At 61.1% G+C, this 24,926-nt stretch carries 23 protein-coding genes; 13 read left to right on the top strand and 10 right to left on the bottom strand.

Going from position 1 to position 24,926, the window contains the following annotated elements:
- Positions 1 to 171 precede the first annotated feature (171 nt).
- From AC13EY_RS06380 to trkA, 5 genes are all read left to right on the top strand, one after another.
- Complete coding sequence (locus AC13EY_RS06380; RefSeq protein WP_228245434.1) at positions 172 to 660, top strand: MarR family winged helix-turn-helix transcriptional regulator; 489 nt, start codon at positions 172 to 174, stop codon at positions 658 to 660.
- Entirely contained in the window at positions 657 to 1,721 is a 1,065-nt protein-coding gene (locus AC13EY_RS06375) for an HlyD family secretion protein (RefSeq protein ID WP_269688046.1), read from the top strand. The genes AC13EY_RS06380 and AC13EY_RS06375 overlap by 4 nt, the downstream gene beginning before the upstream one ends.
- An 8-nt stretch (positions 1,722 to 1,729) precedes the next feature.
- Complete coding sequence (locus AC13EY_RS06370; RefSeq protein WP_285677440.1) at positions 1,730 to 2,785, top strand: DUF2955 domain-containing protein; 1,056 nt, start codon at positions 1,730 to 1,732, stop codon at positions 2,783 to 2,785.
- Positions 2,786 to 2,848: 63 nt separating this feature from the next.
- Positions 2,849 to 4,297, top strand: a complete 1,449-nt coding sequence (locus AC13EY_RS06365) for a TrkH family potassium uptake protein (RefSeq protein WP_088274538.1) — start codon at positions 2,849 to 2,851, stop codon at positions 4,295 to 4,297.
- A 27-nt stretch (positions 4,298 to 4,324) separates the two neighbouring features.
- The gene (trkA, locus tag AC13EY_RS06360; RefSeq protein ID WP_088274886.1) at positions 4,325 to 5,713 is read left to right on the top strand and encodes a Trk system potassium transporter TrkA; all 1,389 of its coding nucleotides are present in this window, start codon (positions 4,325 to 4,327) and stop codon (positions 5,711 to 5,713) included.
- A 42-nt stretch (positions 5,714 to 5,755) separates the two neighbouring features.
- Here the strand turns inward: trkA and AC13EY_RS06355 are convergent, their stop codons facing one another.
- Complete coding sequence (locus tag AC13EY_RS06355) at positions 5,756 to 6,271, bottom strand: glycine cleavage system transcriptional repressor (protein WP_482877669.1); 516 nt, start codon at positions 6,269 to 6,271, stop codon at positions 5,756 to 5,758.
- Between the two features lie 28 nt (positions 6,272 to 6,299).
- Positions 6,300 to 7,184 (bottom strand): HDOD domain-containing protein, encoded by an 885-nt coding sequence (locus tag AC13EY_RS06350; RefSeq protein WP_088274542.1) that lies wholly within the window; start codon positions 7,182 to 7,184, stop codon positions 6,300 to 6,302.
- Between the two features lie 114 nt (positions 7,185 to 7,298).
- Between AC13EY_RS06350 and AC13EY_RS06345 the strand changes: the two genes are divergently transcribed.
- Positions 7,299 to 8,492 (top strand): class I SAM-dependent rRNA methyltransferase, encoded by a 1,194-nt coding sequence (locus AC13EY_RS06345; protein ID WP_269688044.1) that lies wholly within the window; start codon positions 7,299 to 7,301, stop codon positions 8,490 to 8,492.
- Positions 8,493 to 8,685: 193 nt separating this feature from the next.
- Here AC13EY_RS06345 and AC13EY_RS06340 read toward each other — a convergent pair whose 3' ends face one another.
- A complete protein-coding gene (locus AC13EY_RS06340; protein WP_228245429.1) occupies positions 8,686 to 9,339 on the bottom strand; it encodes a histidinol-phosphatase in 654 nt (217 codons plus the stop codon).
- Between the two features lie 156 nt (positions 9,340 to 9,495).
- Here AC13EY_RS06340 and rppH point away from each other — a divergent pair, with 156 nt between their 5' ends.
- Together rppH and ptsP are read left to right on the top strand one after the other, a co-directional pair.
- Complete coding sequence (gene rppH / locus AC13EY_RS06335) at positions 9,496 to 9,984, top strand: RNA pyrophosphohydrolase (RefSeq protein WP_088274547.1); 489 nt, start codon at positions 9,496 to 9,498, stop codon at positions 9,982 to 9,984.
- 2 nt (positions 9,985 to 9,986) lie between these two features.
- Positions 9,987 to 12,254, top strand: coding sequence for a phosphoenolpyruvate--protein phosphotransferase (ptsP, locus tag AC13EY_RS06330; RefSeq protein ID WP_088274548.1), 2,268 nt, complete (start codon positions 9,987 to 9,989; stop codon positions 12,252 to 12,254).
- 3 nt (positions 12,255 to 12,257) lie between these two features.
- On the opposite strand, the gene AC13EY_RS06325 is transcribed toward ptsP, so the two are convergent.
- Together AC13EY_RS06325 and AC13EY_RS06320 are read right to left on the bottom strand one after the other, a co-directional pair.
- Complete coding sequence (locus AC13EY_RS06325) at positions 12,258 to 13,013, bottom strand: NRDE family protein (RefSeq protein WP_335600235.1); 756 nt, start codon at positions 13,011 to 13,013, stop codon at positions 12,258 to 12,260.
- A 184-nt stretch (positions 13,014 to 13,197) separates the two neighbouring features.
- Entirely contained in the window at positions 13,198 to 14,502 is a 1,305-nt protein-coding gene (locus AC13EY_RS06320) for a DUF4397 domain-containing protein (RefSeq protein WP_482877666.1), read from the bottom strand.
- Positions 14,503 to 14,727: 225 nt separating this feature from the next.
- Here AC13EY_RS06320 and AC13EY_RS06315 point away from each other — a divergent pair, with 225 nt between their 5' ends.
- From AC13EY_RS06315 to AC13EY_RS06300, 4 genes are read left to right on the top strand one after another with little or no spacing between them, the layout of a single operon-like run.
- A complete protein-coding gene (locus AC13EY_RS06315) occupies positions 14,728 to 15,510 on the top strand; it encodes a sulfite exporter TauE/SafE family protein (RefSeq protein WP_228245425.1) in 783 nt (260 codons plus the stop codon).
- Positions 15,511 to 15,519: 9 nt separating this feature from the next.
- Positions 15,520 to 16,314, top strand: coding sequence for a prolipoprotein diacylglyceryl transferase (lgt, locus tag AC13EY_RS06310; protein WP_088274555.1), 795 nt, complete (start codon positions 15,520 to 15,522; stop codon positions 16,312 to 16,314).
- Entirely contained in the window at positions 16,311 to 17,105 is a 795-nt protein-coding gene (locus AC13EY_RS06305) for a thymidylate synthase (protein ID WP_233048993.1), read from the top strand. The genes lgt and AC13EY_RS06305 overlap by 4 nt, the downstream gene beginning before the upstream one ends.
- On the top strand, positions 17,102 to 17,614 hold the full coding sequence (locus AC13EY_RS06300) for a dihydrofolate reductase (protein WP_269688040.1): 513 nt from the start codon (positions 17,102 to 17,104) through the stop codon (positions 17,612 to 17,614). The genes AC13EY_RS06305 and AC13EY_RS06300 overlap by 4 nt, the downstream gene beginning before the upstream one ends.
- A 3-nt stretch (positions 17,615 to 17,617) precedes the next feature.
- On the opposite strand, the gene AC13EY_RS06295 is transcribed toward AC13EY_RS06300, so the two are convergent.
- The 3 genes from AC13EY_RS06295 to AC13EY_RS06285 all read right to left on the bottom strand — a co-directional run bounded on the left by AC13EY_RS06295 (position 17,618) and on the right by AC13EY_RS06285 (position 21,783).
- Positions 17,618 to 19,297, bottom strand: a complete 1,680-nt coding sequence (locus AC13EY_RS06295; protein WP_482877664.1) for a putative bifunctional diguanylate cyclase/phosphodiesterase — start codon at positions 19,295 to 19,297, stop codon at positions 17,618 to 17,620.
- 237 nt (positions 19,298 to 19,534) lie between these two features.
- Positions 19,535 to 21,373 (bottom strand): dihydroxy-acid dehydratase, encoded by a 1,839-nt coding sequence (gene ilvD, locus AC13EY_RS06290; protein WP_482877662.1) that lies wholly within the window; start codon positions 21,371 to 21,373, stop codon positions 19,535 to 19,537.
- Positions 21,374 to 21,417: 44 nt separating this feature from the next.
- Entirely contained in the window at positions 21,418 to 21,783 is a 366-nt protein-coding gene (locus AC13EY_RS06285) for a hypothetical protein (protein ID WP_482877661.1), read from the bottom strand.
- On the opposite strand from AC13EY_RS06285, the gene AC13EY_RS06280 reads away from it, so the two are divergent.
- Entirely contained in the window at positions 21,744 to 22,106 is a 363-nt protein-coding gene (locus tag AC13EY_RS06280) for a carboxylesterase family protein (protein ID WP_482877659.1), read from the top strand. The genes AC13EY_RS06285 and AC13EY_RS06280 overlap by 40 nt on opposite strands.
- Positions 22,107 to 22,165: 59 nt before the next feature.
- On the opposite strand, the gene AC13EY_RS06275 is transcribed toward AC13EY_RS06280, so the two are convergent.
- The gene (locus AC13EY_RS06275; RefSeq protein WP_482877657.1) at positions 22,166 to 23,470 is read right to left on the bottom strand and encodes an OprD family porin; all 1,305 of its coding nucleotides are present in this window, start codon (positions 23,468 to 23,470) and stop codon (positions 22,166 to 22,168) included.
- Positions 23,471 to 23,638: 168 nt separating this feature from the next.
- Entirely contained in the window at positions 23,639 to 24,922 is a 1,284-nt protein-coding gene (argA, locus tag AC13EY_RS06270; RefSeq protein ID WP_228245420.1) for an amino-acid N-acetyltransferase, read from the bottom strand.
- Between the last annotated feature and the right edge of the window lie 4 nt (positions 24,923 to 24,926).

Raw genomic sequence — 24,926 nt, 5'->3', positions numbered from 1 at the left:
GTGCATTTCCTTCAAATGTGTGCTGCCGGGCACTCTAGCGAATTAGCCGCTGCTGGGACAGTGCTGCGGGTTGGTGGTTTCGGTTAACGGTGTTGAATATATGTAGCTTGCTAAATAAGTTTATCGGAGTAAGCTTTATGGTTAGCAGGCTAACTATATTCGAGGTTATCCATGAGTCAGGATCAAGCGGCTTTGGCGTTGCACGAAACGTTGAAGCCTTCCATGGGCGCAGCGATGGGGCGAGTGCATCGGCTCTGGCGTGCCGCAATCAATCAGGCCGTTGGTGAACTGGGTATTACCGAGGCGCGCTGGAGTGTGATGCTGCATCTGGCCAAGGTGGGCGAGGGGTGTACCCAGCAGATGTTGGCAGATGAGCTGGCGATCGAGATGCCGTCATTGACGCGGACGCTTAATCAGTTGCAGGAGCAGGGTCTGATCGAGCGCCGGCGCGACCCCGGTGACCGCCGGGTTCACGCGCTCTGGTTTACCGAGGCAGGCCATCAGCGTATTGCCGACATGGGCGTGCATATCGAGAGGGTGCGCAAGCAGATTTATGCCGGTTTGAGTGACACCCAGCTGGATGCCTTTGCCGAAGTGCTGCTGGCGATGGAGGCGAATGTGCGCTCCCTGCTGGGCGGGGAGCGGGAGGCTGGCGAATGACGCCCGATCAGGTTTTTGCGCGCTGGGTGCGCGCGTCGCTATTGCTGTTTGCAGTGGTGTTTTGCTACTTCTTGGCGGCGGATCTGTGGATGCCGGTGACGCCGCAGTCGCGGGTCATCCACCCGGTTATTCGGGTTGCCCCGCAGGTGGCCGGCCAAGTGGTCGAGGTCGCGGTGGAAGATAACCAGCATGTCGTTGCCGGCGATCTTCTGCTGCGTATCGATCCACGGCCTTATGCGCTGGCTGTTCAGCAGGCCCAATTAGTACTGGAGGCCGCCGAGCGAGACAATTCGGGTATCGATGCCTCAATCGCGGCTGCGCAGGCGCGGGTGCGGTCGGCACAGGTGCGCAGCGCGGAGCTGGCCCGCGAGCGTGATCGGCTGCAGCGGCTGCTGGCCAGTCATAACGTGTCTCGGCAAAGCTACGAGCAGGTTGTTGCCAGCTCTCAGTCTGCTCAGGCGGAGCTGGCCAGCCTGCAGGCGCAGGTCCGGCAGTTGCAGGTGCAGCGTGGCGAAGGGGATCAGGGCAATCTGCGCCTGCGTCAGGCGCAAAATGCGCTGGAACAGGCCATGTTGAATCTGAGCTTTACCGAGGTGCGCGCCCAGAGCGACGGTGTGGTCTCCAACCTGCAGGTGCGCCCTGGTACCTATGCGGTCGCCGGGGCTGCGCTGATGGCTCTGGTTGCCGATGATGCCGATGTGGTAGCCGATTTTCGCGAGAAGTCGCTGTCGCACATGGACGTGGGCGAGTCCGCTGCGGTTGTATTTGATGCCATTCCCGGGCGGGTATTCGAGGCTCACGTAGCGGGTGTTGCAGCCGGTACTCGGGCCGGACAGTTGCTGCCTGACGGTTCGCTGGCTGCACCGGAAACATCCGATCGCTGGGTGCGTGACGCCCAGCGTCAGCGCGTCCATCTGGTGCTGGACGAAGAGCCCGGGCTGCTGTCGCAGTTGCCGACAGGCGCTCGCGCCACCGTGCAATTGTTTCCGGTCGGCGGCCCTGCCCGGTGGCTTGGCCGGGCACAGGTAGGTCTGCTCAGCCTGATGCACTACATCTACTGAGGTTACCGATGAAGCCCATCCTGCTTACCAGCAAACGGCATCTGGACGACAACGATGTGCGCCAGTGCCTGCGCATCGCCTTTGGCGGCATGCTCGGTTTTATCCTGTGCAAGCTGATGGGCTGGAACTATGGCGCCTTTTTCGTCGTGCAGCCGATTCTGTTGCTGGGCATTGTTCCGGTGATTAACGCCCATATGCTGCGCCAGTTTGTCGCCAACATGCTGGTGGTTTCGCTCGCCGTGCTGGTGGTGCAGGGGCTGTTTGGTGACAAACCGGTGCCAATGACATTGCTGGTCATGGGCATGTTCGCGCTGCTGTTCGGGCAGATGAGCGGTGGCGCCAACTTCCTGTTTGGTGCCATGTCAGTGGTCAACATGTCGATGCAGCTCCATTTTGCCAGCTATCCTCAGGCCGATATCGGCGACATTGTTGCCAGCAACATCGTCTCGGTTTTCAGCACCCTGTTCATCGCCCTGCTGATGCAGCAGCTATTCCCCGATGTTGCGCCACGCGCGCCGCGTCCATTGGTGCGCAAATCCGCCAGCACCCGACGTCACGAAGTGATACTGGCCACCACGGTCGCCACTGCCTCGTTCATTGTATTTCAGGTATTCAATTTACAGAGCGGGCTGTCGGCGCAGGTCGCCAGTATTCTGGTGCTGTTCCCGCTGAACTGGCGCGGGGCCGGGCCTGCGGGCTGGAACCGTGCGCTGGGAACGCTGGTGGGCTGCAATCTTGGGCTGGTTGTTCAATTGGTGCTGATGGACCACTTTGATGTGTTGCCGTTCGTGGCGGCCGGCCTGTGGATTTGCCTGATGCTGTTTGCCCGCATTCACATGCTGGAGGGTGGATCCGGCGCTGGCTTTGCTGCCTTGACCACCATGGCGATTCTGTTCGGTCAGTACCTCACGCCCCGTCAGGACCTGTTCTACAGTGATCTGTATCGATTCTGGTCACTGTCGCTGTCAGTGTTGTTGTCGCTGTCGGCGATTTATCTGTTGCATCTGCTGCTTGATCGATTTGCTGCCACGCGCTGGGCCGCGCCGAAGGCGGTTTCGGTCTGACCGTAGTGCCCGGCGCGGGCGACGAGTATGATGTGCCGATCTTCCTGTCTGGGGACCCTCTGCATGTTGCGGTTTTTGCGTCCGGTGCTGTTTGTTTGCGGCATTCTGGTACTGATCATGGCTGGTCTGATGCTCAGTGTCGCGGTGTTTGCCTGGTGGCGACAGGACCCGGAAATGCAGGTATTTCTGACATCGTTCGCGGTCACACTCGGCTGCGGCCTCGCGATGGTGCTGGGCTGCCGGGATAAGGGCTTTCATCTGGTTTCGCGTCAGCTCTATCTGCTCACCAGTCTGAGCTGGGTGCTGCTCTCGCTGTTTGGCGCATTGCCACTGTTCTTCAGTCATTTTCAGCTCAGCGCCGAAGATGCGGTGTTCGAGGCGGTGTCCGGGATCACCACCACAGGCTCGACCATTCTCAGCGGTATCGAGCACCTCGCGCCCAGTCTGCTGCTCTGGCGCTCGCTGCTGCAGTGGATTGGTGGTCTGGGGGTGATCGGTATGGCGGTATCGATTCTGCCGTTTCTGCGCGTCGGCGGCATGCGCCTGTTCCACACCGAGTCCTCCGACTGGTCGGACAAGTCCATCCCGCGGGTCCAGTCGCTTGCTCGCATGCTGGTGGCGACCTACCTGGGCCTGACCGTCAGCTGTGTGTTCAGTTACTGGTTGGCCGGCATGAACCTGTTTGATGCGATCAATCATGCCATGGCGACGGTATCGACCGGCGGGTTTGCGACCGATGATCGCTCCATGGGCCGCTTCCCGCTGGAGGTGCTGTGGGTGTCGATTCTGTTCATGACCCTCAGCGCGTTGCCGTTTACCTTGCTGATTGCCTTCTTTAGGCGACCCTCGCTGCATGTGCTCAACAACCAGCAGGTAATCGGCTTCCTCTGCATTATCGGCGCGGTATCGCTGTTACTGACGGCTGATCTGATCGATCTGCATCTGGCCGAGCCCTTCGTGGCCTTCACCCAGGCGACTTTCAACCTGGTCTCGGTTATTACGACCACCGGCTTCGCCTCGGCCGACTACACCCAGTGGGGCACTTTCAGCATCGCCCTGTTTTTTGTGGTGATGTTTATCGGTGGTTGCTCGGGGTCCACCAGCGGCGGCATGAAGGTGTTTCGCTTTCAGCTCAGTTATCTGTTTCTGCGTACCCAGGTTCGCAAGCTGATTCACCCCAACGGGGTATTTGTCACCCAGTACAACGGCAGGCCGGTGCAGGATGACATTATTCTCTCGGCCGTCGCGTTCTCCTTCCTGTTTTTCATGACGCTGGGCGTGGTGACGCTGCTGCTGGCGCTGATGGGCCTGGATTTGATCACCAGCCTGACCGCGGCGGCTACCGCGCTGACCAACGTCGGGCCCGGGCTGGGTGATGTCATTGGCCCGGCGGGTAATTTTGCTACCCTGCCAGTGGCGGCCAAATGGCTGTTGTCGTTCGCCATGTTGATGGGGCGGCTGGAGTTGCTGACCCTGATGGTGCTTTTTACGCCGGTGTTCTGGCGTGGCTAACGCGGAATTTAAAGGGGATAGGGCATGATGCGCATCATCGTGCTGGGGGCGGGCCAGGTTGGTCGCAGCCTGGTGGAGCAACTGGTCGGCGAGAAAAATCACATTACCGTGGTGGATCGTGATGCCGGGCGGCTGCAGCTGTTGCAGGAGCTGTATGGTGCGCAGGGCGTGCAGACGATCTGCGCCCATGGCGCCCATCCGGTGACCCTGTCCAAGGCGGGGGCGGAGGACGCCGACATGCTGGTGGCGGTTACCAACAGCGATGAAGTCAACATGATTGCCTGTCAGGTCGCTCAGTCACTGTTCAATGTGCCGAACAAGATCGCCCGGGTGCGCGAGCAGGGCTACCTGACCCAGAACCGCGCGCTGTTTGCCAAGAGTGCAGTACCGGTTGACGTGCTGATCAATCCCGAGGCGCTGGTCACCCAGCACCTTAAAAAGCTGATTCGCTATCCGGGCGCTTTGCAGGTCATCAATTTCGCCGATGGCCTGGCCCAGCTGGTTGCCGTGCGCGCCTCCAACGGTGGCGCGCTGGTCGGTCAGCGCATTGCCACATTGCGCGAGCGGCTGCCCGCGGTGGAGATTCGGGTGGCGGCCATTTTTCGCCGAAATCATTCCGTGATCCCCGACGGCGATACCCTGATCCAGGACGGAGACGAGGTTTTTTTCGTTGCGGCAAGACCGGATATCCGACTGGTGCTGAACGAACTGCGACGCCGGGCAAAGCCCTACAAGCGCATCGTCATTGCCGGCGGCGGCAATATCGGCGCGCGCCTGGCCAGCGTGCTGGAGAACGATTATCGGGTGAAGGTGATCGAGCAGGACATGGCGCGGTGCCAGTTTCTCTCCCAGTACCTGCGTCGAGCCACCGTACTCAATGGCAGCGCGTCGGACCGGGAGCTGCTGCTGGAGGAAAGTATCGAATCAGCAGATGTGTATCTGGCGCTGACCAATGATGACGAAGCCAACATCATGTCGTCGATGCTGGCCAAGCGCATGGGTGCCCGCACGGTTATCACGCTGATCAGTAATCCGGCCTATGCCGACCTGGTGCAGGGCGGCAGTATCGACATCGCCATCTCGCCGCAGCAGGCCACCATTGGCGCGTTGCTGACTCACGTGCGTCGCGGTGATGTGGTTGCCGTACACTCGCTGCGCCGGGGCACGGCCGAGGCCATGGAGGCGATTGCCCACGGCGATGCGCAGAGTTCGCAAGTGGTGGGCAAGCGGATTGACGAGCTGCCGTTGCCCCCCGGTGCGATGGTCGGCGCGCTGGTGCGTGGCGAGGATGTGATCATCGCGCATGACAGCACCCAGATCGAAGAGGGTGACCACGTCATTGTGATCGTGCCGGACAAGCGGGACATGCAGGCGGTAGAGCGGCTGTTCCAGGTCGGTCTTACCTTCCTGCTTTGAGGTGGACCGGGGCCGCGTGCAGCAACCCCGGGCACAGTCGGTTCAGTCTGCGTCCTGCAGCTCGACCATCAGGTCGTCGGTCAGATTTTCCAGAGCGTCACGCAGGGCATCGAGATCGGTCTGCGGGTACACACCCAGCAGCGCCCGCGCCTTGAACAGCAGGTCGGCACTCATCGGTGCCGGAGTGCATTCGGTTTCCAGCGATTCGACGTTGACGCCATGGCTGGCCAGTACGCGCGAGGCCTCGTGGACGATACCGGCGCGGTCGTTGGCCACCAGGGTCAGTTGCAGGGTGCGCTGCTGCGGCTCGTCTGCCTGGCCACTGATAGCCACCTGGACATTGATGCCCAGGGCGCTGAGCCCGTCCAGGTCAATACGCAGTGCTTCGAGCTGGCCGTTGGCGACATCTACCCGCAGAATGCCGGCAAATTGTCCGGCCATGCGGGCCATGCGGCTTTCCAGCCAATTGCCGCCGTGCCGGTTGATGACCTGAGCCAGGCTTTCCACCAGACCGGGCTTGTCGGCGGATATGACGGTAATTACGAGCGGGGTGGTCATGCGTGATCTCCTTGGGAGCTGGCCTTGGTCAGTCCTGATAGTAGCTGCCGCCGCCGGTCGCCGTCATCTCCTGGCAGTTGGCCTCCAGCGTCTCGAAGTCGTACTCGGACAGGCCCACATACTCCAGGATGGCGCTACCGACGGCGTTCCATTCGTGATCGACGTTGTGGTTGCCCAGCACCTTGTAGGCCCGGCAGATGTGTTCGGCCATCTTCAGAATGGCCAGCAGGTTCTTCTGCACCGGGTCATTGCCCAGCGGGGAAAGGAACACCTGCTCGGCATTATGGTGGCTGGCGATGGCGTCGCACAGGTGGCGCGGCAGCAGCCATGACTTGGCCGTGTAGTAGCCGATCACCGCGTGATTGGTGTTCATGCGCTGGTTTTCCACATCGACCAGTCGCATCTGGTCCTGCGCGTAGGACTCTTCCATGACTTCGATGTAGTAGGGGAAGCGACTGAGCATCAGCGGGATGCCGCAGTTGTGGAACAACCCCAGCGCATAGGCTTCATCCGGCTCGACGCAGCCAATGCGCTTGGCCAGCGTCATGCAGGTCATGGCGACGTCCTGCGCGCTGTCCCAGAAGCGGTTGAGATTGACGATGTTCTCGTCGGTCAGCTCGCCGCGAATCGATTGCGCATTGACGATGTTGACCACCCTGCTGACGCCCAGCAGGTTGACGGCTTGCTGGATGGAACTGATCCGGTTGGCCAGTCCAAAGAAGGGCGAATTGACGACCTTAAGCAGGCTGCCGGAGAGACCCGGGTCCTGGCTGATCAGCCGGGCAATGACCTTGGGATCCGGATCCGGCATCAACTGTTCCATCTGCAGGTCGACCATGATCTGCGGCTGCGGTGGTACGCTGATGCCTTGCAGGGCGCTGCTGATCTGTTGGTCGGTGAGCTCCGATGTCATGGCCTGGGTCCACTGATGACTTGAGCTGCCGAGTTTAGCCGGAGACCGGGGAGCTTGGCACCCTGTATAATGGCCAACTGCATACATTTTTCTTGCCTGCCTCAGGAGTTCCCCATGTCATTGCCCAGCCTGCGTCTCAACGCCAATGCCGACCGGCGTATTCGTGGAGGCCACCTGTGGGTCTTCAGTAACGAGGTGGATACCGCGCTGACGCCGCTGACGGCCTTTGAACCGGGTCAGCAGGCGCAGCTGGAAGCCGCTGGCGGCAAGCCTCTCGGGCTGGTCTGTGTCAGCCCCAATAACCTGATCTGTGCACGTTTGTTCAGCCGCGATACCCGTCATCCGCTGGACAAGTCACTGCTGGTGCATCGTTTCAAGGTGGCCCTGAGTTTGCGTGAGCGGCTGTTCGACAAACCCTTCTATCGTCTGGTCTACGGCGAGTCGGATTTTCTGCCGGGGCTGGTGATCGACCGTTTTGGCGACTACTTCGTGGTGCAGATCGCCAATCCCGGCATGGAGCAGGTGCGTGGCGACATCGTTGATGCGCTGGTGCAGGTGTTCAAGCCGCAGGCCGTGCTGTTCAAGAACGACAGTGGCGCGCGCAAGCTGGAAGGGCTGGAGTCCTACGTTGAGGATGCATTCGGCGAGATGCCTGACCTGGTGGCGCTGGAAGAGAACGGCGTGCGTTTTGAAGCCCCGGTGCGCGAGGGTCAGAAAACCGGCTGGTTCTACGACCACCGTGCCAACCGCGCCCGTCTGGCGCCTTACGTGGCCGGCAAGCGGGTGCTGGACCTGTACAGCTATGTCGGCGGCTGGGGTGTTCAGGCCGCCGCCTTTGGTGCCAGTGAAGTCATGTGTGTCGACAGTTCAGCGCCGGCGCTGGACCGGGTGGAAGCCAACGCAGAGCTCAATGGCGTCGCCGAAAAGATGCTGGTGGTCGAGGGCGATGTGATGGCGGCACTGAAGGAGCTGAAAAGCGCCGGCGAGCGCTTCGACGTGGTCATTGCCGATCCGCCGGCCTTTATCAAGAAGCGCAAGGATATTCGCAATGGTGAAGCCGCGTACCGACGCCTCAACGAGCAGGCCATGCGGCTGCTGAACAAGGACGGGATTCTGGTCTCGGCGTCCTGCTCCATGCATCTGGAAGAGGATCGTCTGCGTGACGCCCTGCTGGGTGCCAGCCGCCACCTGGATCGCAACCTGATCATCACCGAACGCGGCTTTCAGGGCGCCGACCACCCGCTGCATCCGGCGATTCCGGAAACCGGTTATATCAAGGCGTTGTTTTGTAGGGTTACGCCGGCCTGACGCCGGCTTCGTGCCGGCGAGCTGCAAGCCACAAGCTACAAGCTGCAAGAAAAAGCCGCGCGGAGTTGAATCGCGCGGTTTTTTTATGCTGACTCTAGATGCAGCTTCTTATTTAAACCCTTGAGGGTCTCGCTGCAGGTGCGAATCCGGTTTTGCTTGCCGCTTGCCGCTTGCCGCTTGCCGCTGCTGCGCCTCAGCGCAGGCTGATGACCGGCCAGCCCTGGGCTTCGGCGTGGGCGCGGAGGGTGTCGTCGGGATCGACGGCTACCGGGTTGTCGACCATGCCCAGCAGCGGCAGGTCGTTGTGCGAGTCGCTGTAGAAGTAGCTGCCTTCAAGGGTGCGGTTGTTCTCCAGCAGCCAGCGTTCCAGGCGAGTTACCTTGCCCTCACGGAAACACGGGATGTCCGTGGTTTGGCCCGTGTAGCGGCCATCCTGGCGTTCGCATTCGGTCGCCAGCAGCAGGTCGATGCCGAGATGGCGGGCTATCGGGCCGGTGATGAAGCGGTTGGTCGCGGTGATGATCATCAGGGTGTCGCCGGCCTGACGGTGACGCTCGATCAGGGCCAGCGCCTTGGGCAGCACGATGGGCAGGATTTTCTCCTGCATGAATTGCTGGTGCCAGGCGTCAAGCTGTTCGGTCGGATGCTCGCCGAGCAGTTGCAGGCAGAAATTCAGGTAGACCCGGATATCCAGTCGCCCGGCCAGATAGTCGTTGAAAAACTGGTCGTTACGCGCCTTGTACTCGTCCGGATCAACAATCCGATGGGCAACGATAAACTCGCCCCAGGCGTGATCGCTGTCCCCGCCCAGCAGGGTGTTGTCGAGGTCGAAGATGGCGAGTGACACGGGTGTTCTCCTGAGCGGGTTGACGGCCCGCTAGAATAATCGAGTCAGCCGGTAAATGCCCGTAATCACTGACATCAATCGGTGGCATTTCCGTAATTGCTGCTGCAGCGTGCTTTGTGGAACAATGCTGTGATTATTGATTAAGGGATAGTGGCTGTGATTGACCCCGATGGTTTCAGACCCAACGTCGGCATCATCCTGACCAATGAGTTGGGTCAGGTGCTCTGGGCCAGGCGCATCGGCCAGGACTCGTGGCAGTTCCCGCAGGGGGGGATTCAGCGTAACGAAAGCCCCGAGCAGGCGCTGTATCGCGAGTTGCATGAAGAAGTCGGTCTGCTGCCTGAAGATGTCGAAATTCTTGCCTGCACCCGTGGCTGGTTACGCTATCGTTTGCCGCAGCGGCTGATCCGCAGCCATTCGCAGCCGGTCTGCGTAGGTCAGAAGCAGAAGTGGTTTTTGCTGCGGCTGACCTCGGAAGACCAGCGGGTGTGCATGACGCGCAGCGCAAAGCCGGAATTTGATGGCTGGCGCTGGGTCAGTTACTGGTATCCTCTGGGGCAGGTTGTGCCCTTCAAACGCGATGTCTATCGGCGTGCCATGAAAGAACTAGCGCCGAGACTGCTCTCCAGTCTTCCGGGTAGTTGAATATGCTCAATACGCTGCGCCGCATTGTTCAGGAGGTCAACTCTGCCAGAGATCTGGCAGCGGCTCTGGACATCATCGTGCAGCGTGTGCGTGAGGCAATGGGCACAGAGGTGTGCTCGGTTTATCTGCTAAATCCCGAAATCGGTCGCTACGTGCTGATGGCGACCGAAGGTCTCAACAAGGATGCCGTCGGTGCCGTTACCCTGGGCACCAGCGAGGGTCTGATCGGTTACGTCGGTACCCGTGAGGAGCCTGTCAACCTCGAAGATGCGGCATCTCACCCCCGTTTCCGCTACTTTGCCGAGACTGGCGAAGAGCGCTATGCCTCCTTCCTGGGTGTGCCGATTATTCACCACCGCCGGGTGATGGGCGTACTGGTGGTCCAGCAGAAGGAGCGCCGCCAGTTCGATGAGGGCGAAGAGGCCTTCCTGGTTACCATGAGCGCGCAGCTTGCCGGAGTCATTGCCCACGCGGAAGCCACCGGTGCCATCGGCGGGCTGGGGTGGGGCGGCGAGGTGGTCCAGGACACCCGCTTTGATGGTGTGGCCGGCGCGCCGGGCATAGCCATCGGTCATGCCGTAGTGATTCTGCCTCCGGCTGATCTGAAATCGGTCCCGGACAAGCAGATTCAGGATATCGATGCCGAAATTGCGCTGTTCCGCCGTGCCAAGGACAGCGTGCGTGATGACATGCAGCAGCTGTCCAGCAAGCTGTCGACGCAGCTGAGGCCGGAAGAACTGGCGCTGTTTGATGTCTACCTGATGATGCTCGATGATGCCGCGCTGGGTAACGAGGTGACCAACATCATCCGCACTGGCCAGTGGGCTCAGGGGGCGTTGCGTGAGGTGGTCAGCTCGCATGTCACCCGCTTCGAGCTGATGGACGACCCTTACTTGCGTGAGCGGGCGGCAGATGTGAAGGATATTGGCCGCCGCATCCTGGCCTACCTGCAGGAGGTCGGTCGGCAGGAGCTGGTGTTCCCCGACAATACCATTCTGGTCAGCGAGGAACTGTCGCCGGTGATGCTGGGGCAGGTGCCGAAGGAGAAGCTGGCCGGTCTGGTCTCGGTCCTCGGTTCGGGCAGCTCGCATGTCGCCATTCTGGCCCGGGCGATGGGTATTCCGACGGTAATGGGGGCGCTGGATCTGCCCTATACCCGCCTCGACGGCATGGAGCTGATCGTCGACGGCAACCGTGGCGAAGTGTATTCCAACCCGTCGCAGGAGCTGCATCGCCAGTATCTTGATCTGGTTCGCGAAGAGCGTGAGCTGGTGCAGGGGCTGGAAAAGCTGCGCGATGTGCCCTGCGTGACGCTGGATGGCCATCGCATGCCGCTGCTGGTCAACACCGGTTTGCAGGCAGATGTGGCGCGCTCACTGGATCGCGGCGCCGAAGGCGTTGGTCTGTACCGCACTGAAGTGCCGTTCATGATCAAGGATCGCTTCCCCAGCGAAAAGGAGCAGCAGGCGATCTATCGCGAGCAGCTGGAAGCCTTTTACCCGCTGCCGGTTACCATGCGCTCGCTCGATATTGGCGGCGACAAGGCACTGACCTATTTTCCGATCAAGGAAGACAACCCCTTCCTTGGCTGGCGCGGTATTCGCGTTACCCTGGATCACCCGGAAATCTTCCTGGTGCAGACCCGGGCCATGCTCAAGGCCAGCCTGGGCTTGAACAACCTGCGTATCATGTTGCCCATGGTCAGCAGTGTGTTCGAGGTAGAAGAGGCGTTGCACCTTATTCACCGGGCCTACAGCGAGGTGCTGGACGAGGGCGTCGACGTGCCCATGCCGCCGGTCGGGGTGATGATCGAGGTGCCCGCTGCGGTCTATCAGGCGCGCGAACTGATTCAACTGGTCGATTTTCTTTCGGTTGGCACCAACGATCTGACCCAGTATCTGCTGGCGGTTGACCGCAACAATCCCCGGGTTGCGGATCTGTATCACTCGCTGCACCCGGCGGTGCTGCAGGCGTTGATCAAGATCGCCACGGCCTGCCGCGAAGCGGGCAAGCCGATGAGCGTGTGTGGTGAAATGGCCGGCGATCCGGCGGCGGCGGTATTATTGATGGCGATGGGGTGTGATGCGCTGTCGATGAACGCGACCAACCTGCCCAAGGTGAAGTGGTTGCTGCGTCAGATCAAACTGTCCGATGCCAAGGCTCTGCTGGATGAGGTAATCGAGCTGGATAACCCCCATCTGGTGCTCAGCACCCTGCATCTGGCGTTGCGTGGTATGGGCCTGGGCAAGGTCCTGTCACAACCCCGCTGAAGCTCAGCGCCATTCCCTGCAGGTTTCTCCCTGCGGCTCCCCAAGTGCTCCGAAGCGCCGCTCCGTCAGTCGGATGCGGTTGTTTGCCTGCAGGCGCAGAATGCTGCTGGCGCGGGTACCGTACTCCGGCAGTCCGACGATAAAGGTAGCCGAGAGCATGCGCTCCCACTCCAGGCTGATGCCGGTGTCGGGTAGCTGTGCGTCGGCATAGATGTGATCGTTGGCGAGCAGTGAAAACAGCGTCCCGTCGTCGGCATCCAGGTTGTTTGCCAGTGCGCTGCGCAGGCAGTCCGTTTTTGGCCATGGGCTGTCCAGATCGGCATTGGATACAGCGTAAATGCCGGGTTCAAGCTGTCGCGCCTGGCCATGCTCGCTATTGAGAAACCACAGTTGCTCGCGGTCCCCGACCAGCAGATTGAAGCCGGTATAGTTTGCCAACTGCCCCTGCAGTGCGTGCATGAAGGCCGACGGTGACCGGGTGCCCTGCAGATAGTCCAGCGGCAGCTGCCCGCGCGACAGCGGCGCTTTGGGAACGCCCGGGCGGCGAATATTGGTAACCGCGGCAAAACGGCCGTCGCGGGTGACTCCCAGCCAGGTGCCGCCCGCTTCCAGATCCTTGCCGGCCAGTAGCTCGGGATGACCTTCCCTGGTCCAGAGGTCAAGCGCCCGGGTGGGGCGGTGATGGAATTCGTCCCGGTTGCCGATCAGTAACAAGGGTTGCTGCAGGGATTGCTGCCAGGCAAAGGCAATCAGACACATAGAGGCTCCTTGGTTGCGGCCCAGTCTACCATCCGTAGCCTGGAATCGGGCCTGTGTGCGCTGCCGCAAGCGTTTTGCAAATGGGATTCGCGGTTTTCCGGGGGCATGCTGGCAGCGTATGCGGGACGGGTCAGAATCACAAAAAGGGCCAGACGATGCTGGCCCCTTTTCCGCCTGTATCCTGTCAGGGATCAACCACCAGCAGCGGCTCGATGGAAGCTACTTCATTGACTGCGATGGCGGTGTAGATAGAGCCGGCTGCCAGCGCGGTGGCGGGCAGGTCGATGACGGTCGTTGTGGTGTCGGCCACATTGATGCTGATGTCATAACTGCCCGCGGGGACCTCGACGTAGTCGGAGGCGGTGAAGTAGGGCACGTCGGCAAGCCCGGCGAAAATATCGCCGTTGACCAGAACGTCTACCGCGGGTGCATCCGGTGAGGCGTGAATAACCCGGATCTTGGCTCCAGCGGCTGGTGTCAGGTCGTCGACCAGCGGACGCAGGGTGAAGCCCTGAACACCGGTGACATTAACAAACCCGGTGGCCAGTACGCTGTAGGCCTGACCTGCTTCAACGGTAACGGGAAGGGTGGCCACTTCGTTTCCGCCGGCTTCCACGCCAATGGTGTAGTCACCGGCCAGTACCTGCAGGTAGTCACTCACATCCTTGAAAGACACGTCACTCAGAACGACGTCGCCGTCGACGGTGACATCCACTGCGGGTGCGTCAGGTGACAGGTGCAGGGCCCGGACTTGCGCGCGCTGGTCTTCCAGAACGACAAAGGGCGGCGAGTCCAGCAGCGCGATAACGGACGCGGGGGAGAAGCCTGATGCCCGGGGAATGGCTGCCAGGAAGTAGGATGGGCCGCTTTCCAGCTCGACGAATCCCGAGTCGTAGGCGATCGTTGCCGGGTCTCCTGCAGGGGTGATGCGGATGCGGTATTCCCCGGCGGGTACTTCCACGTAAGCGCCGCTGTCGGCAGCAGGTGCAAAGTCGGCAAGCAGCGGAGTGTCACCCAGTGCGTCTGTGGTGTCGACATAGACATCGACATTGCCGACCTGGGGCGCGGCATGCAGAACAAAGGCCCGCGCGGTTGCTGCTGCGGGTGTCTGGATGTCGTCGGTAATAACCAGCAGGTCAAAGCTGTCATCGCCCAGCAAGCCGTAGGCTACCAGGGTGTAGTCCTCGCCGCGAACGGGGGTTACCTCGGTGCTGAAGACGGGCTCGGAGTCGGCAGCAGCGCCTGCCGCTCGCACATCTATGGTGAGCGGTTCGGCCGGTACCCGGGTAAATGCGGTGGCGGTAAAGGTGTCCAGGGCCTCAATGGCGAGATCGCCATTGATGTAAATATCCACAGCCGGGGCGTCTGCTGCCGCATGTAAAACGCGTACTTCCGCCGACGGGCCGGCAGAAGAGCTGCCACCACCACCGCCGAGACAGCCGCTCAACGCGACGGATATGGCGACCAGAATAAGAGTCAGGGCTTTCACTGTCAGTTCCTCTTGATCAGGATGAAGGTTATTTACTGCCCTGTTAACCTAGATGCTTTTCTTGTACATGATGAAAAATAACTTATACAAAGATTATGCAAAATGGGTCCTGATAATGGCTTGATGCCGCTATTTGGGTGCCTTTGCAGGAAAATGATGGCGGAAGGAGTACACTATCGGGCTGTCTGGTTTCCGGCTGTTTGCCGCCGGTTTATCGAGGTGTCCGTGGAATTTTTGCTGTATCTGGTTTTGGGTGGTTTTGCCGGTACGCTGGCTGGCCTGTTCGGTGTTGGCGGCGGCATGATCATTGTGCCGGTGCTGGTCTACAGTTTTGCCCTGCAGGGCATTGCTCCGGACGTGCTGACCCATATGGCGGTCGGTACCTCGCTGGCAACCATCGTGTTCACTTCGATCAATGCGATTCGTGCGCACCATGCAAAGGGTGCTGTGCGCTGGCGTTTGTTTGTCTGGCTGACGGCCGGGATTGTGCTCGGCACCGTGCTGGGTGCGCTGACCGCGGCGCAGATCAGCGGACCCATGCTGCAGAAGATCATTGGTGTCTTTGCCATTTGTGTGGCCATTCAGATGGCCTTCAAGCTTCAGCCAAAGGCGGCGCTGACTGAGCCGGGCAAGCCGTCGCTGGGTATTGCTGGCGGTGTCATCGGCTGGGCATCGGCCATCTTTGGTATTGGCGGCGGGTCGCTGACAGTGCCGTTTCTGGTCTGGCGCAGCGTGCCGATGCAGCAGGCGGTGGCCACCTCATCGGCCTGCGGACTGCCGATTGCGCTGGCGGGCGCAATATCCTTTGTTTTTACCGGCTGGGATGAAACCGGGCTGCCGTCCTGGAGTCTGGGATATGTATATTTACCGGCGCTGATCGGTATTGCTTCTACCAGTATGCTGTTCGCGGGGTTCGGCGCGCGTCTGGCGCACCGGCTGTCCCAGGATCTGCTCAAGCGCCTGTTTGCCCTGCTGCTGCTTTGTGTTGGAATCAACTTTCTTGTCTAGGGATATCGCATGTTGACCTACCCTCAGATTGATCCGGTGGCATTGGCCATTGGTCCGCTGAAGATTCACTGGTATGGCCTGATGTACCTGATCGGTATCGGCGGTGCCTGGTGGCTGGCCCGCCGCAGGCTGGCCGATTTTGACCCGACCTGGAACAAGGAGACGCTGTCCGATCTGGTGTTCTGGGTGGCGCTGGGCGTGATTGCCGGCGGACGTCTGGGTTATGTGCTGTTTTACGATCTGGCGTCCTATATCAGCAACCCGCTGCTGGTGCTGGAGATCTGGAAGGGTGGCATGTCGTTCCACGGCGGCTTGCTCGGCGTGCTGCTGGCGCTGCTGTGGTTCTCGCGCAAGCACAACAAGCGCTTTTTCGAACTGGTCGATTTCGTTGCACCACTGGTGCCGATCGGTCTGGGGGCCGGCCGCATCGGCAACTTTATCAATGCCGAGTTGTGGGGCAAGGCGACCGACGTGCCATGGGCGATGGTCTTCCCGACCGATCCCGAGCAGTTGGCGCGCCATCCGTCGCAGCTGTATCAGTTTGCGCTGGAAGGCGTCGCGCTGTTTACCATCCTCTGGTTCTACTCGCGCAAGCCGCGCCCGACCATGGCCGTTAGCGGCCTGTTTGCCATCTGCTATGGCTGCTTCCGTTTTGCCGTCGAGTTTGTCCGTGTGCCGGACGCCCAACTCGGCTATCTTGCTTTCGGGTGGCTGACCATGGGCCAGCTGCTGTGTATTCCCATGATTTTACTTGGCGCCCTGTTGATGGGGCTGGCCTACCGGCGTGAGGGGCGCACCGCATGAAACAGTATCTCGACCTGATGCGCCACGTGCGCGAGAACGGCACCTTCAAGAGTGATCGTACCGGCACCGGCACCTACAGCGTGTTCGGCCACCAGATGCGCTTTGATCTGGCTGAGGGCTTTCCGCTGGTGACGACCAAAAAATGTCATCTCAAGTCCATCATCCATGAGCTGTTGTGGTTTCTGCAGGGTGACACCAATATCCGTTACCTGAAGGAAAACGGCGTCTCGATCTGGGATGAATGGGCTGACGAGAATGGCGATCTGGGGCCGGTGTACGGCTACCAGTGGCGCAGCTGGCCGGCGCCAAACGGCGAATCCATTGATCAGATCAGCAAGCTGATTGCGATGATCAAGAGCAATCCGGACTCGCGCCGCCTGATCGTGTCGGCCTGGAACCCGGCGCTGGTTGATCAGATGGCGCTGCCGCCGTGTCATGCGCTGTTCCAGTTCTATGTTGCCGACGGCAAGCTGAGTTGCCAGCTGTATCAGCGCTCGGCGGATATCTTCCTGGGTGTACCGTTCAATATCGCCAGCTACGCGCTGCTGACACTGATGGTGGCGCAGGTCTGTGATCTGCAGCCAGGCGAGTTCATCTGGACCGGCGGCGACTGTCACCTGTACGCCAACCATATCGAGCAGACCGATCTGCAGCTGACCCGCGAGCCGCTGCCGCTCCCGACCATGAAGTTGAACCCCGAGGTGACCGATCTGCTGGCGTTTCGTTTCGAGGATTTCGAGCTGGTGGGCTACCAGTCGCATCCGCACATCAAGGCGCCGGTGGCGGTATGAGTGATGTCAAAGTTGCCATGATTGCCGCCATGGCCAGTAACCGGGTGATCGGTCTGGATAACGCCATGCCCTGGCATCTGCCGGAGGACCTGCGTTACTTCAAGGCGACCACCCTGGGCAAGCCGATCATCATGGGCCGCAAGACCTTTGACTCGCTGGGTCGAGCGCTGCCGGGTCGCACCAATATTGTGGTTAGCCGCCAGTCGGGCCTGCAGCTGCCGGGTGCCGAGGTGTTCGACTCCATAGAAGCTGCACTCGACTTCGCCGAGCAGCAAGCGGCGATTGATGGCGTCGACGAGGTGATGGTGATTGGTGGCGAGACCTTGTATCGCCAGTGCCTGGAAGATGCCGACCGGTTGTATCTGACCCGTATTGAATCGGCGCCGGACGGGGATGCATGGTTCCCGGAACTGGATGCTGCCCAGTGGCTGTTGGTCAGTGAGCGGGCAGTGGCTGCCGGTGACGGCTACCCCGCCCACGCCTACCAGGTGCTTGAGCGCCGGCGCTGAGGGTCAGTTGAGGACAGGCGATGACGCGGCCTGCCCGATCAGTTCCTCGAGGGGCCGCGGTTTGCCGATCCAGTATCCCTGAAGCAGGTTGCCGCCCCAGCGCGAGAGCTGGTCGGCAACGCGCGCGTCCTCGACATAGTTGGCCGCGACTTGCTTGTTCATGCCCCGTGACAGGGTGATGAGGTTATGCAGGTACTCGCCCTGCTCGGGGGACGGGTTTTCACTGAGCGCGCGGCAGTCGACCTTTACGCCCTTGATTGGCAGACGGTTAAGGTAGCCCAGCGCACCGTATTCCGAGCCAAAGTGATCCAGCCAGATTTCTACGCCCAGGTCGTGCAGCGCAGTGCACAGTGCCGTTGCCTGGCTGGCGTGCTGCAGCAGCGTGTCTTCGCGCAGCTCCAGCTGAATCATGTGCGGCGGCACTTTGCTTCGCAGCAGGAGCTGGCGCAACTGGTCCACAAAGCGCGGCTGCTTGAGCTCGCGATCGCTGATGTTGATCGACAGTCGGCAATGTATGCCGGCATCCAGCCACTGTTTTACCGCCTGTAGCGCCTGGCCGATAACCCAGTGGCCCATCGGCAGGATCAGCCCGCTGTGCTCGGCCAGCTTGAGGAAGGCATCCGGTGTCAGCAAGCCGAGTTGCGGGTGCTGCCAGCGCAGCAGCGCCTCCCAGGCCACGGTATCGCCGTGGTTGGTATCGACGATGGGTTGATAGTGAAGGCGGAACTGGCCCTCGAGCAACCCGTGTCGCAGACCCTGCTCAATGTCCAGATTGTGGCGGGTTTCGGCATCGCGCTGCGGGTTGAAAAAGGCATATCCGTTACGACCGTTGGCTTTTGCGCGATACAGCGCCTGATCGGCGTGTTGCAGCAGTTCGGCAGCGGTGGCGCCGTGGCCGGGGAAGGTGGCAATGCCGACACTGGCTGACACCAGCAGATGATGACCGCTGAGGGTAATAGGCTCGCTCAGCGTATGAATGATCTTGCTGGCGATCAGGGCGGCATCGTTCGGGTCGTGCAGGTCGTTGAGCAGGGCAACAAACTCGTCGCCGCCTATCCGTGCGATCAGGTCATCCTGACGCATGGTTCGGCGCAGCCGGTTGGCGATCACGGCGAGCAGCAGATCACCCAGGCCATGGCCGAAGGTGTCGTTGATCTGCTTGAAGTAGTCCAAGTCGATATAGAGCAGGGCGAATCCGGTCGGGCTGCGTTGCCCGCGCAGGATCATGCGGTCCAGCTCGGACTCGAGCAGGGCCCGATTGCCAAGGCCGGTCAGCGGATCCTGGCGTGCCATCTGGTGCAGTTTCTCGCCACTGCTTCGACGACGCTCCGCGTTGATCAGTGCGCGCGTGAGTGCGTCGGCGTTGAGGCTTTCCCGCGGCAGGATGTCGTCCGCACCGCCGTCTATGGCGGCGCTATCACGCTCGGGGCTGTCGTCGTCGCTGATCAGCAGCAACAGGGTTTCGGTGCTGGCTCGGCGGGCGTCCTGCAGCAGGCTGGGTTCATTGGGCAGGAGGCAGGCGTCGTAGTCGCTGGCACTCAGACGGGTGGCTGCGTCGCGTACGCTGGTGCAGATATCGACATCAAATGGGCCGGCCGAAGGGGCGCGGCACAGATCGAGCAGGTGTGCCCGCTTTGCCGGATTTGATTCAACCACCAATATCTTGCGTGCTGCGCGTTCCATGAGTGCGGGCCCAGTCAGCTGGTGTTATTCGTCCATGCACGGTTTTGTCACTGCTGTATGTTAACGCCGTCACGCTTTGACAGCCCATTCATTCGTGTCAAACAGCGCAAAATCTCCGACAGGCGGTATGGCTAATGGCCTGTAATGCCGGATTTTTGTCTTTGCTTTTGCCTGTTTGTTTGCTATGGCGGGAAGTTGGCGCAGGGGCAGGGCCCCTGCGCGCGAGGGAGTGGTGTATCAGTTGTCGAGCAGCGCCTTGTTGCGTACTGCGCCCTTGTCGGCGCTGGTAGCCAGCAGGGCGTAAGCTTTCAGCGCGGTGCTGACCTTGCGCGGGCGTGGTGCGGCTGGTTTCCAGCCTTTGGCGTCCTGCGCGGCGCGGCGTTTGGCCAGTTCTTCATCCGACACCAGCAGGTTGATGCTGCGGTTGGGGATGTCGATCAGAATGCGATCGCCGTCCTCAACCAGGCCGATGGCACCCCCAGCGGCGGCCTCGGGTGAGGCGTGGCCGATTGACAGGCCACTGGTGCCGCCAGAGAAGCGACCATCTGTCAGCAGGGCGCAGTCTTTGCCCAGGCCCTTGGACTTAAGGTAGCTGGTGGGGTAGAGCATTTCCTGCATGCCCGGGCCGCCTTTCGGACCTTCGTAACGAATGATCACGATGTCACCCGGCTCCACTTCGTCGGCCAGGATGCCTTTGACGGCGCTGTCCTGGCTCTCGAAGATTTTGGCGTTGCCTTCAAACACGTGGATGGATTCGTCTACACCTGCGGTCTTGACCACACAGCCATCGAGCGCGATGTTGCCGTACAGCACAGCCAGGCCGCCTTCCTGCGAGTAGGCGTGCTCGACCGAGCGAATACAGCCCTCGGCGCGGTCATCGTCCAGGCTGTCCCAGCGGGTGCTCTGGCTGAACGCGGTTTGCGTCGGAATGCCAGCCGGGCCGGCGCGGAAGAAGGTGTGTACCGCTTCGTCATCGGTCTGCGTGATGTCCCACTGGGCGATGGCGTCGGCCATGCTCGGGCTGTGCACGGTCGGCACGTCGGTGTGCAGCAGGCCACCACGGGCCAGTTCGCCAAGGATTGAGAAGATGCCGCCAGCGCGGTGCACGTCTTCCATGTGGTATTTCTGAATGTTCGGCGCCACCTTGCACAACTGCGGTACCTTGCGCGACAGGCGGTCGATGTCGCGCAGGTCGAAGTCGATTTCGGCTTCCTGGGCGGCAGCCAGCAGGTGCAGGATAGTGTTGGTCGAACCGCCCATGGCGATGTCCAGCGTCATGGCGTTCTCGAACGCCTTGAAGCTGGCTACGTTGCGCGGCAGAACCGACTCGTCACCTTCGCCGTAGTAGCGCTGGCACAACTCGACCGCCAGACGACCTGCGCGCAGGAACAGCTGCTCGCGGTCAGAGTGGGTGGCCAGCGTCGAGCCGTTGCCCGGCAGTGACAGCCCCAGTGCTTCGGTCAGACAGTTCATCGAGTTGGCAGTAAACATGCCGGAGCAGCTGCCGCAGGTCGGGCAGGCGCTGCGCTCGTACTCTTCGACCTTCTCGTCGGAGCAGGAATCGTCGGCAGCGACGACCATGGCGTCAACCAGATCCAGACCGTGGCTGGCCAGTTTGGTCTTGCCGGCTTCCATCGGGCCGCCGGAGACGAACACCACCGGGATATTCAGGCGCAGGGCAGCCATCAGCATGCCGGGGGTGATCTTGTCGCAGTTGGAGATGCAGACAATGGCGTCGGCGCAGTGGGCATTGACCATGTACTCGACCGAGTCGGCGATGATTTCGCGGCTGGGCAGCGAATAGAGCATGCCGTCGTGACCCATGGCGATACCGTCGTCGACTGCGATGGTGTTGAATTCCTTGGCGACACCGCCGGCCTTCTCGATTTCCCGTGCGACCAGCTGGCCCAGATCCTTCAGGTGAACGTGTCCGGGCACGAACTGGGTGAAGGAGTTGGCGATGGCGATGATCGGCTTCTTGAAGTCTTCGTCCTTCATGCCGGTAGCGCGCCACAGGGCGCGGGCGCCGGCCATGTTGCGGCCGAAGGTGGATGTTTTCGAGCGGTAATCAGGCATGACGGAATTCTCGTGGTGTAGTGCAGTCGGGCAAGCATACCAATTCACGGGGCGGCATGCAGCCGTGTCGCGGGCGTCGGCATGTAGTCTTTTTGAGTTACAGAGCATTGCGGCGAGATGTTGTATTGATATCGAGCGCGCTTTTTCGGTCTCTGGATCGGCTTGGCGCTGCGGTAAACAGGAAGCGCTCCGGCAGCCCGGTTTAATCGTGGGCGGTTGCCGTCGGGCAGATAAAAAAAGTAAACGGAGACGACGCCTGTGCAGACATTGCTTTCGAGTTTTCCTGCCTTGCGGCTGGCGCTGACAGCGGTGGTGACAACGTCCTTTTCCCTGGCCGCCTGCCTGTCCGGTGTCGGTGGCTCATCTTCTGATGGTAGCGCGAAGGTGGAAGAACCAGCCGATTTGCGCACCACCCTCGCCGGCCATCGTTGCGCCGAGTTGGCTGACCTTGGGCGCTAGCCACACCTCGGAACTGGCCTATTTGTTCGGTACTGACGATTCCTTCAGGCTGCGCGGCGCAACCGATGACCAGGTTGCCCTGGCCGATATCATGAGCCGTGCCTGGACGACCTTCGCCCGTTCGGGTAGTCCAGGTCACGAAGACCTGAACTGGGTGGATTACGGTGATAGTGCCGGTGGCATGGTCTCGTTCGAGACGCCTGAGGTACAGCCTCTTTCCCGTTCGGTGTTTCGCAGCGTGCATCGCTGTGACTACTGGACTCCCGAGGTCTGATACGACCTGTCTTGTTCTCGGAGGTGGGCCGGAGACGGTGTTCCGGCCCACCTCTGGCGTTACCGCAGTACGAAGCTGTAGCTGAGGATGGCGCGTACCTCGTCGACATCGCGCTGGCCGGCGACTTCGCTGCGCAGGCTGGCGTGGCGCAGGGAGATGCCAAGGTCTTTCAGGTAGCCACTCTGCACCTTGTAATCCACACGCAGGTCGCGTTCCCATTCGCTGTCAGCCCCGGCAACGGCGCTGTCCACATCGGTGCCGCGCAGGTAGCTGGCGGTCGCCTTCAGGCCGGGCACGCCGGCGGCGGCAAAGTCGTAACCGTAGCGTGCCAGCCAGGTACGTTCACCGGCACGCTGGAACTTGCCGATCTGCGAGTCGGTGATCAGGTACGCAGTAGCGCCGTCACCGTTGTTGATGAACGGGAAGTTGCTGTTGCCGCTCAGGTGCTGGTAGCCCAGGCCCAGGCTGTGGCCGCTCTGGCTGAAAGTGAACAGCGCACTGGCCGCCTGGTTGTCAACTTCACCGTTGTTGTTGAAACCGCTGGCGCCGTAGCCCGCACGCCGGTCGTCGTTGGCGCCGTGGGCATTGCTGTCGAAGTAGCGCAGGTCGGTGGTCAGCTTGCCGTCGCCCAAGGCGAGGTTATGCACTGCTCCGAGGTAGTGCTGGCGATAGTAGTCCTTCAGCTCGGCGAAGTAGTAGGACGTGGTCAGGTTCTCGGTCAGGGCGTAGTCGCCGCCGGCGTAGCGGAAGCGGTCGACCCGTTCGCTACCGCCGGCAATGCGCAGGTCATCGTAGTCACTGGACGCGCGGCCGCTGGCCTGACGAATCTCGCCGACGGTCAGCTTGAGTTTGTCGATATCGCCGGAACTTATCTGTGCGCCGCGGAAGGTTTGCGGCAGCAGGCGACCGTCGTTGTACGTCAGAACCGGCAGCTTGGGCTGCAGTGCACCATAGCGCAGTTCAGTGTTGGCGATGCGCGCCTTGGCGGCAAAATCGATGCGGCTGAACTCGTCTGCGGCGCGGCCATTGCTGTCGAGCGGGAACAGATTGCCGGGGTTGCGGCTGCGGTCGGCCTTGCTGGTGCGTCCGCCCGAGTCCAGGCGAATGCCCAGCTGCGCTATCGCATCAAAGCCGAGGCCGACAGCCCCCTCGGTGTAGCCCGATTGGAAGTTGAGGACAAAACCCTGGCCCCATTCCTCACCATAGGACGGAGCGGCGTCGCCGCTGCGGTTGTCCTGGTTGAAATAGAAATTGCGGGTATCCAGGGTGGCCTTGCTGTTTTCGATCAGCGCGCTGGCGGCGGCAGGGTGGGACAGGCCGAAAAGGCTTGCGGCGATGGCGCTGGCAAGGGTGTGGTGTTTCATTGGAAGCTCCGAAGTAGAGTGGGCGTGCCGCGCTTGGGCTGTCGGCATTTGCACTCTGGAGGTAGGCTTCAGGGCTCGGGCGGAACAGAAGTTGCGGCATCGCTGTTCAGGCGACGCCGTAACATAAGTGAAATATTTAGGCTCTAGAAGGAATAAAAAGTTATTTTCTTATAGCTTTTTTTCAAATACCTTTGAGTTGCGCTGCAAGTTGTACAGTGCCGCCCGTTTGGCAGGCAGCCGCTCTACGCTGCTTGGTTCGAAGCCGCGTTCGCGGAACCAGTGAGCTGTACGGGTCGTCAGCACGAACAGGGTATCGATCTTCAGGCTGCGTGCCTGACGCTCAATGTGTTGCAGCAGCTGATCGCCCCGGCCGCCCTGGCGGTAGGCCGGGTCGATCGCGACACAGGCCAGTTCTGCAGCGCTGGAGCCTTCCAGCGGGTACAGCGCGGCGCAGCCGATAATGCGACCGTCCCGTTCGATCAGGGTGAACTGGCCGATTTCGGTCTCCAAGACTTCGCGTGAACGGCGCACCAGAATACCGGCCTCTTCCAGCGGGCGCAGCAGCTCCAGCAGCCCGCCGACATCGTCGATGCTGGCGCCGCGAATCTGTTCAAAGGCTTCCTGACTGACCAGTGTGCCGCCGCCGTCACGGGTGAACAGCTCGGTCAGCAGAGCGCCGTCCTCGGCAAAACTGACAATATGGCTACGCCGCAGACCGGCGTTACAGGCCTTGCAGGCCGCCTGCAGCAGGGTGCCGGGCTGGCTGTTGCCGAGCTTGGCCAGCAGTGGCGCTGCGCGGGTGGGCTTCAGTTCACGCAGCAGTTCGCCATCCTCGTCCCGGATGCCGGTATCCTCGCCAAACAGAATCAGCTTGTCGGCGCCCAAGGCAACGGCCACGCTGGTGGCGACATCTTCGCAGGCCAGATTGAATGCCTCGCCGGTTGGTGAGTAACCAAGGCTGGAGAGCAGCACGATATTTTGCTCGTCGAGATGGCGGGTGATGGCCTTGCGATCGATCCTGCGCACTTCGCCGGTATGGTGGAAGTCGACCCCGTCTACCACGCCAATGGGCTTGGCGGTAACCAGATTGCCGCTGACCACCCGCAACCGGCTACCCGATTGCTGGGCGCACAGGCGCGCTTCTATGGCGATGCGCAGACTGCCGACAGCATCAATCACGCAGCTGAGGGTATCAATGTCGGTAACACGCAGGTCATTGTGATACTGCGAGCGAATGCCGCGCAGGGCCAGTCGTTCCTCAATCTGCGGGCGTGAACCATGCACCAGCACCAGACGCACGCCAAGGCTGTTGAGCAGCATGATGTCGTGGATGATGTTGTTGAAGTTGGCGTGGATCATGGCTTCGCCCGGCAGCAGCAGCACGAAGGTGCAGTCCCGGTGCTGGTTGATGTAGGGCGTCGAGTGACGGAACCAGTTGACGTAGTCGAGCATGCGC

This window comes from Halopseudomonas sp. L-58, from assembly GCF_056859475.1.
The sequence above is the reverse complement of the archived record's forward strand: the minus strand, read 5'-3'. Positions and strand labels throughout refer to the sequence as shown.